This window comes from Calothrix sp. PCC 7507 (genome assembly GCF_000316575.1).
Lineage (GTDB): Bacteria > Cyanobacteriota > Cyanobacteriia > Cyanobacteriales > Nostocaceae > Fortiea.
Map to the genome: position 1 here is coordinate 3,353,363 of NC_019682.1, position 13,273 is coordinate 3,366,635.

At 43.1% G+C, this 13,273-nt stretch carries 17 protein-coding genes; 10 read left to right on the forward strand and 7 right to left on the reverse strand.

Annotated features, from left to right (window positions below; translation table 11 throughout):
- The first annotated feature begins 99 nt into the window (after positions 1 to 99).
- Both CAL7507_RS14200 and CAL7507_RS14205 read left to right on the forward strand, forming a co-directional pair.
- The gene (locus tag CAL7507_RS14200; RefSeq protein ID WP_015129165.1) at positions 100 to 297 is read left to right on the forward strand and encodes a hypothetical protein; all 198 of its coding nucleotides are present in this window, start codon (positions 100 to 102) and stop codon (positions 295 to 297) included.
- 218 nt (positions 298 to 515) lie between these two features.
- Entirely contained in the window at positions 516 to 1,688 is a 1,173-nt protein-coding gene (locus CAL7507_RS14205; protein ID WP_015129166.1) for an LL-diaminopimelate aminotransferase, read from the forward strand.
- Between the two features lie 83 nt (positions 1,689 to 1,771).
- On the opposite strand, the gene CAL7507_RS14210 is transcribed toward CAL7507_RS14205, so the two are convergent.
- Complete coding sequence (locus CAL7507_RS14210) at positions 1,772 to 2,134, reverse strand: hypothetical protein (protein ID WP_015129167.1); 363 nt, start codon at positions 2,132 to 2,134, stop codon at positions 1,772 to 1,774.
- Between the two features lie 313 nt (positions 2,135 to 2,447).
- Between CAL7507_RS14210 and clpS the strand changes: the two genes are divergently transcribed.
- The 4 genes from clpS (at position 2,448) to CAL7507_RS14230 (ending at position 4,560) form a co-directional block, all read left to right on the forward strand.
- Positions 2,448 to 2,729 (forward strand): ATP-dependent Clp protease adapter ClpS, encoded by a 282-nt coding sequence (clpS, locus tag CAL7507_RS14215; protein WP_015129168.1) that lies wholly within the window; start codon positions 2,448 to 2,450, stop codon positions 2,727 to 2,729.
- A gap of 71 nt (positions 2,730 to 2,800) precedes the next feature.
- The gene (locus CAL7507_RS14220; protein ID WP_015129169.1) at positions 2,801 to 3,640 is read left to right on the forward strand and encodes a CPBP family intramembrane glutamic endopeptidase; all 840 of its coding nucleotides are present in this window, start codon (positions 2,801 to 2,803) and stop codon (positions 3,638 to 3,640) included.
- A gap of 264 nt (positions 3,641 to 3,904) precedes the next feature.
- A complete protein-coding gene (locus CAL7507_RS14225) occupies positions 3,905 to 4,132 on the forward strand; it encodes a DUF2281 domain-containing protein (RefSeq protein WP_015129170.1) in 228 nt (75 codons plus the stop codon).
- The gene (locus CAL7507_RS14230; RefSeq protein WP_015129171.1) at positions 4,129 to 4,560 is read left to right on the forward strand and encodes a type II toxin-antitoxin system VapC family toxin; all 432 of its coding nucleotides are present in this window, start codon (positions 4,129 to 4,131) and stop codon (positions 4,558 to 4,560) included. The genes CAL7507_RS14225 and CAL7507_RS14230 overlap by 4 nt, the downstream gene beginning before the upstream one ends.
- Positions 4,561 to 4,576: 16 nt before the next feature.
- On the opposite strand, the gene CAL7507_RS14235 is transcribed toward CAL7507_RS14230, so the two are convergent.
- From CAL7507_RS14235 to CAL7507_RS14255, 5 genes are all read right to left on the reverse strand, one after another.
- On the reverse strand, positions 4,577 to 4,978 hold the full coding sequence (locus CAL7507_RS14235; RefSeq protein ID WP_015129172.1) for a type II toxin-antitoxin system VapC family toxin: 402 nt from the start codon (positions 4,976 to 4,978) through the stop codon (positions 4,577 to 4,579).
- Complete coding sequence (locus CAL7507_RS14240; RefSeq protein ID WP_015129173.1) at positions 4,978 to 5,211, reverse strand: hypothetical protein; 234 nt, start codon at positions 5,209 to 5,211, stop codon at positions 4,978 to 4,980. Before CAL7507_RS14240 ends, CAL7507_RS14235 begins: the two co-directional genes overlap by 1 nt.
- Positions 5,212 to 5,278: 67 nt before the next feature.
- A complete protein-coding gene (locus tag CAL7507_RS14245; RefSeq protein ID WP_015129174.1) occupies positions 5,279 to 5,917 on the reverse strand; it encodes a pentapeptide repeat-containing protein in 639 nt (212 codons plus the stop codon).
- Positions 5,914 to 7,308: a DICT sensory domain-containing protein gene (locus CAL7507_RS14250; protein WP_015129175.1), complete on the reverse strand. Its 1,395-nt coding sequence runs from the start codon at positions 7,306 to 7,308 to the stop codon at positions 5,914 to 5,916. The genes CAL7507_RS14245 and CAL7507_RS14250 overlap by 4 nt, the downstream gene beginning before the upstream one ends.
- A 101-nt stretch (positions 7,309 to 7,409) precedes the next feature.
- Positions 7,410 to 8,999: a photosystem II high light acclimation radical SAM protein gene (locus tag CAL7507_RS14255; protein ID WP_015129176.1), complete on the reverse strand. Its 1,590-nt coding sequence runs from the start codon at positions 8,997 to 8,999 to the stop codon at positions 7,410 to 7,412.
- A gap of 762 nt (positions 9,000 to 9,761) precedes the next feature.
- On the opposite strand from CAL7507_RS14255, the gene CAL7507_RS14260 reads away from it, so the two are divergent.
- From CAL7507_RS14260 to CAL7507_RS14275, 4 genes are all read left to right on the forward strand, one after another.
- Complete coding sequence (locus CAL7507_RS14260; protein WP_015129177.1) at positions 9,762 to 10,163, forward strand: DUF1830 domain-containing protein; 402 nt, start codon at positions 9,762 to 9,764, stop codon at positions 10,161 to 10,163.
- Positions 10,164 to 10,303: 140 nt separating this feature from the next.
- Entirely contained in the window at positions 10,304 to 10,765 is a 462-nt protein-coding gene (locus CAL7507_RS14265) for a DUF4079 domain-containing protein (RefSeq protein ID WP_015129178.1), read from the forward strand.
- Positions 10,766 to 10,989: 224 nt separating this feature from the next.
- Positions 10,990 to 11,556 carry a hypothetical protein gene (locus tag CAL7507_RS14270; protein WP_015129179.1) on the forward strand — a complete coding sequence of 189 codons (567 nt, stop codon included), beginning with the start codon at positions 10,990 to 10,992 and terminating at the stop codon, positions 11,554 to 11,556.
- A gap of 85 nt (positions 11,557 to 11,641) precedes the next feature.
- Positions 11,642 to 12,448, forward strand: a complete 807-nt coding sequence (locus CAL7507_RS14275) for an ATP-binding cassette domain-containing protein (RefSeq protein WP_015129180.1) — start codon at positions 11,642 to 11,644, stop codon at positions 12,446 to 12,448.
- A 53-nt stretch (positions 12,449 to 12,501) separates the two neighbouring features.
- On the opposite strand, the gene CAL7507_RS14280 is transcribed toward CAL7507_RS14275, so the two are convergent.
- Positions 12,502 to 13,272 (reverse strand): response regulator transcription factor, encoded by a 771-nt coding sequence (locus CAL7507_RS14280; protein ID WP_015129181.1) that lies wholly within the window; start codon positions 13,270 to 13,272, stop codon positions 12,502 to 12,504.
- Position 13,273: the final 1 nt, after the last annotated feature.

Below are 13,273 nucleotides of genomic sequence, written 5' to 3' on the forward strand. Positions count from 1 at the left end.
GTTGTGATCTATATCACTATTACATGGATGTCTGGATCACATTTTATACTAGACTTTATCTTGGATAATTAGTATCACATATAATCAGTTTATTTTTTTATGAAAACTAGATACGTGATTCGGCAACTAGTAGAAAAAGCGCTTGATATTAAAAAACTAACTCCTGAAATAGAAAATGAAATCAACTTTGAACTAACCGAAACAGGTTATATATCTGATGTTGACTATGAAGCGCTAGAATTATTAATGGCAGAGATGGATGCTGGCAGAATTAAGTTGGTTCCTAGTCTGGGATAATTAGCATTCCGTTCTTGAGGCTATATCCAGCTTTTTGTGAGTAAAAATAAAGCCATTAAACTTCAAAATAGTTAACACTTTTGCTCAAAATGGCAGCGTCGATCACAAAAACGATAGCATCGCTAATACTTTTCTGCGAGTTCGACTATATTTAGTTACTGAGTCTGGCGTAAACTGTGCTAGTGAGCATCAACAATTTGCATTAGTAGTAAGTCGCCATGCAGTTCGCTAAACGCCTAGCAAAAATTCCTCCCTATCTATTTGCTGAAATTAACCGTAAACGAAATGAACTCGTAGCGCAGGGAGTTGATATCATCAATTTGGCAGTAGGCGATCCTGATAAACCGACTCCGACTCATATACTCCAGGTAATGCATGGGGCAATTGATGACCCTTCTACCCACAACTATCCACCTTATCAAGGCACGCAAGAATTTCGAGAAACTGCTGCTAAGTGGATGGAACACCGATTTGGGGTGACAGGTTTAAATCCGAATACAGAGGTTATCTGTTCTATCGGTTCCAAAGAAGCAATTCATAATACTTTCTTAGCCTTTGTGGAAGCAGGAGACTATACGCTAATACCAGATCCTGGTTATCCTGTATACCAGACTGCGACATTGTTCGCTGGTGGTGAGCCTTTTAGTATGCCTCTGAAGCCAGAAAACAACTTTTTGCCTGATTTGAATACTATTCCGGAAGAGGTAGCCCGTAAGGCAAAAATGTTGTGGATTAACTATCCTAATAATCCCACTGGGGCACTAGCAACCCTAGAGTTTTTTGAGGAATTGGTAGCTTTCTGCAAGCGGTATGATATTTTGCTGTGTCATGACCATGCCTACTCAGAAATGGCATATGATGGCTACAAACCGCCGAGTGTACTGCAAGTGCCAGGTGCAAAGGATGTGGCAATCGAGTTTCACAGTCTGTCTAAGTCTTATAATATGACAGGTTGGCGGGTTGGCTTTGTTGTAGGCAATGAGATCGGCATTCAAGGTTTGATTCAGGTGAAGAGTAATGTAGATTCTGGAATATTTAAGGCGATTCAAAAGGCAGCGATCGCAGCTTATTCTACCAGTGAAGCAGAACTTGCAGCCGTGATATCAATTTACCAAAATCGTCGCGACATCATCGTCAAAGGACTACAGTCTCTAGGTTGGCCGATTCAGCCTCCACAAGCAACTCTTTATGTTTGGGTACCTGTACCACCGGGATATTCTTCCACAGAATTTGTCACTTTGCTACTTGACAAATGTGGTATTCTTGTGCCTCCAGGCAATGGGTACGGTGCAGCAGGAGAAGGCTTTTTCCGGATCGCCTTAACTATCCCCGATGAGCGGATGCATGAAGCCATTCAACGCCTGAAAGATGCCGGTATTCGGTACGCTTAAGCGACTGGAGGCACACTTCGGCTGCGCTCAGGGGGCAGGGGTAGACAAGAGAGATATTAATCAATAACCCAATGCCCAATGCCCTATTCCCCATTCCCCATTCCCTCTTGATATCTTTGCCAAACTTGCTGAATAAATTGATGAAGTTGCTGCTTGGCGGCTAAATCAGGTTCAGATTTTGGTTCTTTTGCTAAAACCTGACTCCACAGCGTAATTACCTCTGTATCTAAAGCCGGTCGAAACAATTGGGCTGGCCAAAGCAGATCAGAAGCATCTCGCAAGTCAGTGATTAGGGGTAGTTCTTCGGTAAAAGCGACTAGAAATAAAGGACGCACCCAGCACAACTGGCGGGAAACCACAACTTGAATGACTTCTGCATACAGATTCCTGTCGCTGTGGTTTAAAGATACTATTTGTCCCGGTTGAAAGTCTAAGCTTGTGTCCATAATCGGGCGGATTGGAAGGCGACAAGGATTGTATTACAGCAATATTTATTTTAAAACGGAGAATGCGTTATGCTTGTTGCATTGTGCTGCAAGATCAAGGTAGCATTATTGTTCTTGTAGTGTGTGAAATAAGTTTCTTGGAAGCGATCGCTTCTGGCTGCTGTGGTCTATTCTAAGCAGTGGGTGTTTTTTTGCGAGATAGCATTTTTATAGAAATGCTATAGAATAGGTTAGTGATTAGGTAAATAACTGTTAAGCGATCGCTTGACAGAAGTTACGCTGTAGTAAATCAAAGAAAAAAGAGCAAAGAGCAGTGTCAGTCGAAACCATTGAGAAGCGTTCCACCTCCCGCAAGCTAGCGCCTCGGTATCGCGTTTTGCTCCATAATGACGACTACAACTCTATGGAGCATGTAGTACAAGCGTTATTGACCACGGTGTCGAGTCTTACCCAGCCCCAGGCTGTTAGTATCATGATGGAAGCTCATACTAACGGGCTAGCTTTAGTTATTACTTGCGCTCAAGAACACGCTGAGTTCTATTGCGAAACATTGAAAAGTCACGGTTTAAGTAGCACAATTGAACCTGACGAATAGTCATTGGTCATTGATCATTGGTCATTGGTCGAAATTTAGAATATTGGCTGGTGATTTTTGACCTGCTTACTATGAAAAATAACCTTGTCCGTCTGGCCGAACGCCCTGCCCCTATCAGGCTGGGTTGTTTTATTTTAACTTTATTGTTGCTATGGTTGCCCTTAGCTGCGCCAATATACTTACTAGTGCGTGATGCAAACTTAGAAAGTATATTGACATTGGTATTATTATATGTAATATTTATTTTTCTTCTGAGACTATGGGGCAAATATGTCTACCAGCAGCCCCAAATTCTGCGGCATTATGGCTTAGAATTCACGCGGCAAAATGGTGTAGATTTACTGCGTGGCTTGGCTATGGGCATAATTAATACTCTAATACTTTTTGGGTTACAAGGTGTTTTGGGTTGGTTGGTTTGGCAACAACCGAAAGTTTTCTTGCTGAAAGTGATTTTAGAGAGTTTACTTGTTGGCTTGGGCATCGGATTTGCTGAAGAATTGTTATTCCGAGGCTGGTTGCTAGATGAGTTACAACGAGATTATAGTCCGCGTGTGGCGCTGTGGACAGATGCGATCGCGTTTGCGACATTGCACTTTATTAAACCTTTGGCAGCAATTATTCATACATTACCGCAATTTCCAGCTTTAGTACTGCTGGGGTTAACGCAAGTATGGGGAAAGCGTTGGCGGAGGGGACGCTTGGGTTTTCCAATTGGTTTACATGGTGGCTTAGTTTGGGGCTACTACATTATTAATGTTGGGGAATTAGTGAAATATTCTGGTCAAGTTCCTGATTGGGTAACTGGCGTGAATAATAATCCCCTGCAAGGAGTGATGGGGGTGTTGTTAATGAGTGTACTGGCGTTTTTGATTCGGGGAAGAACAGTTAAAAATTTAAATGGGTTATATTAACCCTCATATGCTATGAGCTTTTGTTTAGCTAGCTTTCAACTCAGTGATCAGCTAAAACATATCTAAATTAAATTTGTTTGACATCCAAACAAACATATAGGAATCCAATTTGATTATTGAAAAAATTTCAGTATCTGTAGGGTGGGCAATGCCCACCGTATCATGGTTTTGGTGGGCATTGCCCACCCTACGTGTATTTCAAAAACCAAATACTATTCCTATAGCTGTCATGTTTTTCATAAAAATTGCCAAGGAGAAAAAACAATGATACAGCCAGTCATTTTAGAAAAATTAGAAGAACTCCCTGAGTCTCTTCAGATAGAAGTGCTTCATTACATTGAGTTTTTGATAGAGAAGCACGCTAAAAACTCTACCGAAAAAAAGCCGACAAACAAGCGTCGTGTTGCTGGAACGATGAAAGGAATGTTTGTTCTGCCATTACCTAATGACTTTGATGAGCCGCTTGAAGATATGAAAGAATATATGGAATGAATAGATTACTATTGGATACTCATGCTTTTATCTGGTTTGTCTCGAATGATGCCACCCTGCCAGTATTAACTAGAGAAAAGATTGAATCTGCTGAGGCTGTTTTCTTTAGTATTGCAAGTCTTTGGGAAATGGCGATTAAACTCAACATTGGAAAACTATCCCTACAGGGTGCTTTTGAAGAGATTCAACCTAAATTAATTGCTGCGGGTATAACGATTCTCTCTATTAACTTTACCGATACTGTTCAATTCCGTTATTTACCACTACATCATCGAGATCCGTTTGATCGTATTCTGGTGGCACAAGCGATGAATCATTCCCTTGTTTTGATAGTAGTGATTCGGCTTTTGATGCCTATAATGTTCAGCGGGTTTGGTAATGAAAAAGTGGCTACGGCACGCAGCACTAAGCACATCAGCGATATTTAGATGGAATTTTTCCACTTTACCAAATAGTATTAACACTAGATAGTTGAATTTTGCTATCTCGACTAATCACTGGAACTCCTAGATAAAAGGCTGTAGCAGCAATAATACGATCTGGTAAATCTGGTACTTGTGAGCGATTCACTAAGCGCAAAGCTTCAGCTATGTGCCTATCAAAGGGAACTTCAACTAGTACAGCATCAGTTGTGTCAACAGATGCAAGCAGACGTTCAAGTGTTAGTGGAGAAATACGCCCTTTTTCACTCAAGTATACAATTTCGGCTAGCGTAATAGAGGAAAAAGCAACTTGATCTCCAGAAGATGCTATCTGGGATATAGTATTTTGGGCAGTTGTTGATAATCGAGAATCGCCAAAAATGTACCAAATTATTGCATGAGTGTCAGCTACAGCGCGCAGCATCAAATATCCTCCCGTGGAAAGCTAGCCCATTCTTCAATACGGGCTGCATCAATTTCCTCTGTGGAAGGTGCATTTCCTAAATCAGCACATAGTCCCCACAAGGATTGGCGAGGAAGGGTAGAGAGTTTATCTGTTAACTCGCGTTCTATATCAGGAGCAATTTGCTGGATTAAACGTACTTTGTCCACGGTTGAAAGCTGCTTTGCTAGTTTGATGATTTCTTGTAAACTCACAAATTTTCACCTGCTTAAACTGCAAAAATGTTAACAATTCTTCCAGTAAATCTCGAAGCAGCATCATTTACGCAAGAGTCTCTATAACTGTCCCCACCAAACATGCTTTATCCAAATTAACGCCGCTCAAATTTGCACCTTCTAACTCTGCACAGAGTAAATTCGCCCCCGTCAAATTCGCCCCTGCTAAATTCGCCCCCCGCAAGTCGGCTTCTTCGAGATTGGCTTCACTCAACAGCGTTCCTTGCAAATCAGCACGATTTAAGTTTGCACCTTTGAGATTTGCTCCAGTCAGGTTTGCGCCGCGCAAGTCAGCACCGCGTAAGTCAACGCCTTGCAAGTTCACATTCATCAAGTTGGCACCACTCAAGAAAGCCCCTGCTAAAGACACTTCGCTGAGTCGTGCGCCCATCAAGTTAGCACCGCGCAAATTGCTACCCCGCAAGTCAGCACCCGTCAAATCGGCTTGCATTAAGTTGGCGCCCATCAGGTTCGCCCGCAAGTCAGTGGCTTGGAGGTTTGCGCCCATCAAATTTGCGCCCTCGAAATGCCCACCTTCGAGTTTGGAACCAGTCAAATTAGTCCCAACCAGGGTAGCGCCTGCAAGGTTAATGCGGCTTAAATCTAGTTGGGTGAGTTCCTCGTCTTCTAAATTTGCCCCTGGGAGTTGTTTGAGGGTTCCTAATTTAATGGCTTCAATATTCATGTGGGGTAACGGCTAATCTGCTCATTATTCTTGCTGTGGCTATCCCATTGCGAATCAATTAACCAAACGCCAGCGCTGATTTTGGTTTCTATTAGGGGTAAGTCGAGTCCTTGTTGTAAACCCATGACTAACAAAGTTAGGGTATCTATTAGTTTAGGGTCAAAGCGGGTTGATTGTTGTCTACACTCATCTAAGGCTTGAGTAAATATTTGTTCTCGACTCAATGAGGATGATTTTTTCTGGTTGACTCGCCATTGAAAGTCTGCAACTAAAGCCAAAATTCTGGACTCTAGAGGAATTTCGTCTTCGGCTAAACCCGCTGGTTCTCCTGTACCATCCCACCACTCGGTTTGATGGGTGATAATTTGGGCAACAGCCCGCAATCGTGGCATGGTTCGCAATACCTGCGCCCCTGGCACTAAGGGGCAACTGAGGGGAGAACTGGGGGCATCTTCCTGGTAACGTATTGATGTACCGGGAGTTAGGAGGCTTTCGGCTTTTTGTAGTGGATCTATGCGATGTAGTAACCCGGCGAGGCGTAATCTTTTAATTTGCCATGCGGGAAGATCCAAAAGCTGGGCGATTGTTTCTGCTAGGGCGACTACTTCGGCTGCAGCCATTGGGTTGTTGATGTCAGCAATATCCATGAGTTGCGCCATTCGCAAAAATGCTTGGATTTCGTTGGAAAGCAAGTTGCGATCTAGGACTTGTTGGCGCAGTACTGTGGGGATGGCTAAATTTTCTTGTCCTCTCTGGAGGTAATCTACTACGCGGGAGACAACTGTACTGAATTCTTTTGGTGTCGCCAGATGAGGCGTAATTGAGTTTTTATGAGTGATGAGTCTGTCTGCTAGTTCTGGATGATATTTTTGAATATGGGCGATCGCTATTTCTGCAGTCTCTCTCACCAACTCTGGCTCAAATGTCCACAAGCCATAGAATTTCCGCTCTACATCCGATGCAGGTAGCCCAGCGCTGCCATAATCAGCCTCTGATAATTCTTGACAAATTACCATAGCTGTGTATTTAGGCGACAGAATAATCAAATGCCATTCCTGCGCTACCGGATCAGCAGGATCTAATGCCACTAAGTCTATGTTGGGTAGTTGACTTGTGGGATGTTCTGCAAAACCAGCATCAGCAGCAGCCATGATCGTAATTTCACGGCTGTGCTTGGCAATATCTGCGTATCTTTCTGCTTCTTGTAAATACCATTTACCCTGTTGGAAGGCGGCGATCACTAAAGGTGTCGCATCCTCGGATAAAATTTGGTCTTCTAGGGCATGGCACAGGGCAACTAGGGTATTTTTGTAGTACACCCCGAATCGAATCGGTCTAGTGCTGTGACGGTGCGCTGCTTCCAGCTGTTGTAGGATGGAACCTTCTAACATGGAGTTGGGATTTTGTGAGACAAACCGCAGAGGAGGAGTCAGGGAGATGAGGGAGATGAGGGAGAGACACCAATGCCCAATGCCCCATTCCCTATATTTTATTACAGGCTTACCAACTGTTTTTCTTTGGTTTCTATTGGTGCGGAGAGTGCTGCTTCTAAATCGGCGCATCCTAGCTTTTCTTCTAGGATATTCATGACTTCCCGCCCGAAGTCATTGGGGTTTTGTTGCCAAGCTTGTAAGCAGACTTCACCAAAGAATGAACCCAGGGGTTCGGGGTTCCAAAGGAGTTTTTTCGCTGTCCAGGGCATGAGGCTCATGGGATCGTACCCTGGTTTAAGGATACCTTCTTTAAAGGCATACTCTTCTAAGTGGGTATGGGGTTGCAAACCGATGAAGAAGATGGCAGGTTCGACTTTATCAGCACCGAAAATTCTTTCTAGTTCGCGGTGGTAAGCGATGGTTTGGCGGATGGTTTCGGGGCGTTCGTCAATGACGTTAAAGGAGTAGTTAACGGAAACTAAGTCGTTGAAACCAGCTGCTTTTAAATCACGACAATTTTGCAAGACAGTTCGCAGGTTGTAACCCATCCGCATTTTCCGCACAAGTTCCTGAGAACCGCTGGTAATGCCGATTTCAAAGTAGTTCATCCCGGTTTTTGCCATCAACTCACACAATTCGGGTGTTAAGTTGTCTGCTCTGATGTATGCTGCCCAGTGGATATCTGTCATCCCTGAATCGACGATTTTTTGTAAGAGTTCTACAGCATCGTCAATAAATTTCCGTGCGGGGATAAATTGGGCATCCGTAAACCAGAAATTGCGAATGCCGCGATTATACAATTGTCGCATCTCGGCAACAACTTCATCGGCTGGGTTAATGCGTACCTGTTTGCCTTCTACTACAGTGTAAACGCAGTAACAGCAGTTATGAGGGCAACCACGCTTGGTTTGAACGCCAATGTAGAAGTCTTGTTCTTGCAGGTAATAGTTAAATTCTGGCCAGATACTTTCTATATAGTCGTAGTTACAGGCAGTTTTTTCTAATGGAGTCGGTTGTTCATGGATTAATCGTTGGCGTGGTTGATTTTCTCCCACAACATAGCAGCGTTCATCTCGAAACTCTTTACCACCTAAGAGCTTTTCTAGCAGAGTTTCGCCTTCACCCACAGAGATAATTGTCCCCTGGGGTAAACTTTTACCTAACTGTTGATAAAATACGCTGACAGCACCACCACCGACAACTGCCCTAGCCTGAGAATTATATTTTTGGGCGCGTTTTAAACCGCGCTTGATTAAGCCTAAGTTACGCCACAATTCTGCATAGTAAGCGATGAAGATCCGCAAACCGCCTAATGCACCGCGTAGTTTCAATAGCGGATTCTTGGCGTAGTAAAATTCAAAGGCGTTTTGTAGGGGATTACCACCGCGTCCCCCGACTGGGGCATAAATTTGAATATCTCGCCAAGAAAATACTAGGAGTGTGGGTTTAAATTCATCGATACAACAATCTAGAGCGGAAGCATAGTCCAAAGGAGCAACTGTTCCTAAATCGAAGATGCGTTGTTCGATGCTGGGAAATTGCTTGTGGACATGATCTGATAGGTAAACAACCCCAATAGGAAAGATGGGGTTGCAAGGAAGGCGAACGTAGAGAATTCGATTTTCCATCATCCGTATTTTAACTGCCATCTTGCCATTTTTTAGGAGAAAGAAATATCCAGGTTGCAAATGTATTTTTGTTTTGGGTGTTTTCCCCTACTAAAATCACATTTGACACCTCAGATGATTGTTAATGTCTCTCGACCTCCTTATCTTAATTGTGGCGATCGCTAAAATTTTTTTCATACAATTATGTGGGGACTTAACTGGATAAGCTTTATGAAGACATTTTCATATATCTTTACCATAACATTGAGTTTATTCATTTAAGTGATGATCGCCACCATTTATTCGCAAGATAGATGAAATAAAAAAACTTTCTGCCTATGGAGTCATCCATGAGAGGATTGTCATCAGAGTTTTCCCCTCATTACTTTCCTTAAGGAAGTTAAAGTTGATTATTCTAAGTTCGACTTTATCCAAAATTAAGAGATTAGTCTCCTTTATTCGGCAAAAACCCTGGCTTTTTGGCAAATACTTTTTCTACGTCACTGATTATCGATAAATTACAAAAACTAAACCTAGCGCCGTACAAGGGTTTCGGCGTCAGGTTTTAGGGTTCGTAAAAATGGATAAAGTCAAGCTAAGACTAAATATACAAAGTCTTCTTTTATAGTGTATAATCTCTGGCAAAGTGAATACATTTAAAAATCTTTATATCTTATACATATCTTTAGACATAAATAATGCAGAAATGTGCAGTTGGTAGTCGGAGTTACAGCTTGTGGGGATCAGCCAATGTTAGTTTTGCTGGTGTAATGTAAAATTGTGGCGTAAAGCTCCTCAGCAGTTATGGCTCAAATATTAGATCCTCTACCACCTGAGCAATCGGGGACTGTTCTCTGCTGCTACGTTAATGCCACGAGCAAAATCCAGGTGGCTCGCATCTCCAATATTCGCAATTGGTACTTTGAAAGGGTTGTTTTTCCTGGACAACGCCTCGTGTTTGAAGCTCCGCAAGCAGGTCAAATGGAGATTCATACGGGGATGATGGCAAGTGCAATTTTATCGGATAAAATTCCGTGCGATCGCCTTGTGATTAAAGAACCAAGTACTTATGAGTTAAATACAGACTCAGACTCAGAAGTAACAATAGACTCTCTCAATAAAAAACCAATAGTACCACCAATTAATACAAGAACTGGAGATACAACAAAACCATTAACAGTAGCTGGTTTAGCGTCCGTTGATTAAAAAAACAATCTTACTTAATTTTTGAGGGTTGCTGAAATCGGCAGCCTTTTTTGTTGATTGGTCAGGAGTCAAGAGTCAGGAGTCACAACTTATTTCCCAGTCCCCAATCCCCATTCCCCCATTTCCTCTACAATCATGTTATGAATTTGCCTTCTTTTCTGTGGTTATGGAAAATAGCGGCTTGGTCGATGGGGTTAGCCCTGCTGGCATATTTGATGTTGGCAATGACTGGCTTGTGGCTGTTTCGAGCGAGAACTTCGCAGCCTCTCCCTAGTATCCCGCTGTTTACTAGGGGAAATCAGGGGATGCGATCGCTCCATTTTACAATTGGCATTAGCATGGTTAGTCTAGTCTTGCTATTGCTGGCAATTGGGATTATTGGCACCTTGGGTCATTTTGGTTCCCTCGGACAATCATCACATTTGGTTTCAGGATTGATCGTAGTAGTATTAGTTTTGCTATCTGCTTTCAGTTCCACACAAATTAGTGTCAGAAAACCTTGGGCTAGAACTTTACATGTTGGTGTAAATATCCTGCTATTTGTGGGCTTTGCTTGGGTTTCCTTGACTGGTTGGATTGTGGTACAAAAATATTTGCCTTAAAAGGATTTAAGCAAAATTGCTGAAAATCGTAGTGTTTTTTAACGCAGAGGGACGCTGAGGTTAGCGCAGCGAAAAGTTCTGCAGGAGGGTTTCCCTCCGTAGGAAACTTTTCAAGAGAGAGGTTCGCTGAGAAAAGTCTGATTTAAGGAACTCAAACCTTGGGGGTTGTTAAAATCCCTAACGGTTACTAGAGTGAACTTAAAGCCAATAATTTTGATTGAATCGTGACAGCCAACTCAGCTAACACTTCAGCTTCTATTTTTCGTCTGTCTCCGTTAATTCGGATAACGCTGTTGAGTTTATATGTAGCACTCACAGTACCATTACCTTTTTTAGCCCAGGTGACAGCCGCACCCGTCCCACCAGCGCTATTGTGGGTGGGGATTAGCATCGGCTTAGTTGCTTTGTATGCAGTGTTAACTGAACGTGTAATTTTAGATGAGCAAGGAATTCAGGTTGCTTATCCTACTTGGGTTCCGCGCTTTTTTCGTAAAGGTTGGTCTTTATCTTGGGCCCAAATCAAAGAGTTAAAACCGCGCACCACTGGTCAAGGCGGCATAGTTTATTATTTTCTTAGCCAAGAGGGTAAAGCTTATTTATTGCCTGTACGTGTAGCTAGATTTGGCCAAATGGTTAGGCAAGTACAGGCAAAAACTGGCATAGACACCACAGACGTTAGCACTTTAGCCCAGCCTTGGATGTATCTTATTTTATTAGGATTCACTTTGCTACTGCTGTTGATAGATGCTTGGACAATTACCACGGCTTTATCTATTGGACAAATAACTTAAAGTTGTCAGGAGTCAGGAGTCAAGAGCCTAGGGTTATTTCTCCCTCATCTCCCCAGTCCCCATTCCCCATTCCCCAGTCCCCAAATTGGATAATGTCATCCCCAAAGCCATACTAAGGCTAGAGCGAGTTAATCTGTTTACGAAGCTAAAAACTCAAAGCGCAAGTAACCAGCAAGGATATCCCATATTGCAGGATATTAGCTTTGAGGTATGCCCAGGCGATCGCTCCGCCAACGCTTGCGGCGAATGCCTAACTATTGTCGGCCCAGCTGGCGCTGGCAAAACGGCGTTATTGAGGCTAATTAACCGTCTTGAGGAACCTAGCAGTGGCAAAATCTATCTAGAAAATCAGGAATATCACCAAATTCCTGTTATGCAGCTACGCCAGGAAGTGGCACTTGTCTTGCAAGAATCAAGGCTTTTGGGGATGACGGTTGGGCAAGCTTTGGCTTATCCATTGGTTTTGCGTGGTTTATCCAAACAGACAATTCAGCAACGAGTGAGTCATTGGATAGAACAACTGCAAATTCCTAGTGAGTGGTTAGGAAGGACGGAAGTACAACTTTCTACTGGAGGACGACAATTAGTAGCGATCGCTCGTGCTTTAGTCATCCAGCCTAAAATTTTACTACTAGATGAACCAACTTCTGCCTTAGATATTGGTAGAGCTTCCCATCTTATAGAAGTTTTAATTCAGTTGGCTGACACTCATCACACCACAATTTTCATGGTCAATCACCAGCTAGAACTAGCACAACAATTTTGCACCCGATTACTGCACCTACAACAAGGGCGATTGTTGGCAGATCAGAACGCATCTGAGGTAGATTGGGTTAAGTTGCGCGCTAGCTTGATGGACGCAGAAACTCAAGCAGCTGAAGAATGGAGTTAGTCAATAGTCAACGGTCAACGGTCAACAGTCAACGGTCAACAGTCATCTTTACATTAAGACCGTTGAGTAGTTAACGTTGAACGTTGATTGCTAAATCTTTCTTTAGCTAATTTTGTTTGTGATTGTGAAAGATTGGTATTCAAAATTTCCATATTAAATCGGTAACCCACATTGCGGATAGTTTGAATCAAGCTGGGTTGCCTGGGATCAAGTTCAACTTTTTTCCGCAGTGATAAAACATGAGTATCAATGGTGCGTGGGTTATCGATGGCATCAGGCCAAGCCCGGCGCAGCAATTCCGACCTAGACAAAGGCACTCCTCCTGCTTGTGCCAAAACGTATAACAAACTGAATTCTTGGGGTGTTAAGTCGATAAACTCTCCTTGGAAGCGGACACGACGCTGTACTAAATCAATTTGCAGAGCGCCATAATCCAGATAAGCTGGTGCAACAGGTGTGCGGTTACGGCGAATTAGTGCTTCTACCCGCGCTAAGAACTCCTGCATCCCAAAAGGTTTGCTCATGTAATCATCTGCCCCCGCCCTTAAACCAGCGACGACATCAGCCTCATTTGTACGGGCAGATAGCATCAGGATTAACGGCTGCTGCTGACGGTGCAACCAACGGCAAAACTCAATGCCATCGCCATCAGGCAAATCCGCATCAAGAACTACTAGTGTTGGTTGGTGGCTTAAAAATACTTCCCTTGCTTGATAAATGCTGGCGGCTTGATGCACGCGGTATTCCAACTGCTGCAAGTGCCAACCCAGCAACGACCTTAGATGGGGATTCCCCTCAACGATTTCAATACAAACCGAACCCACG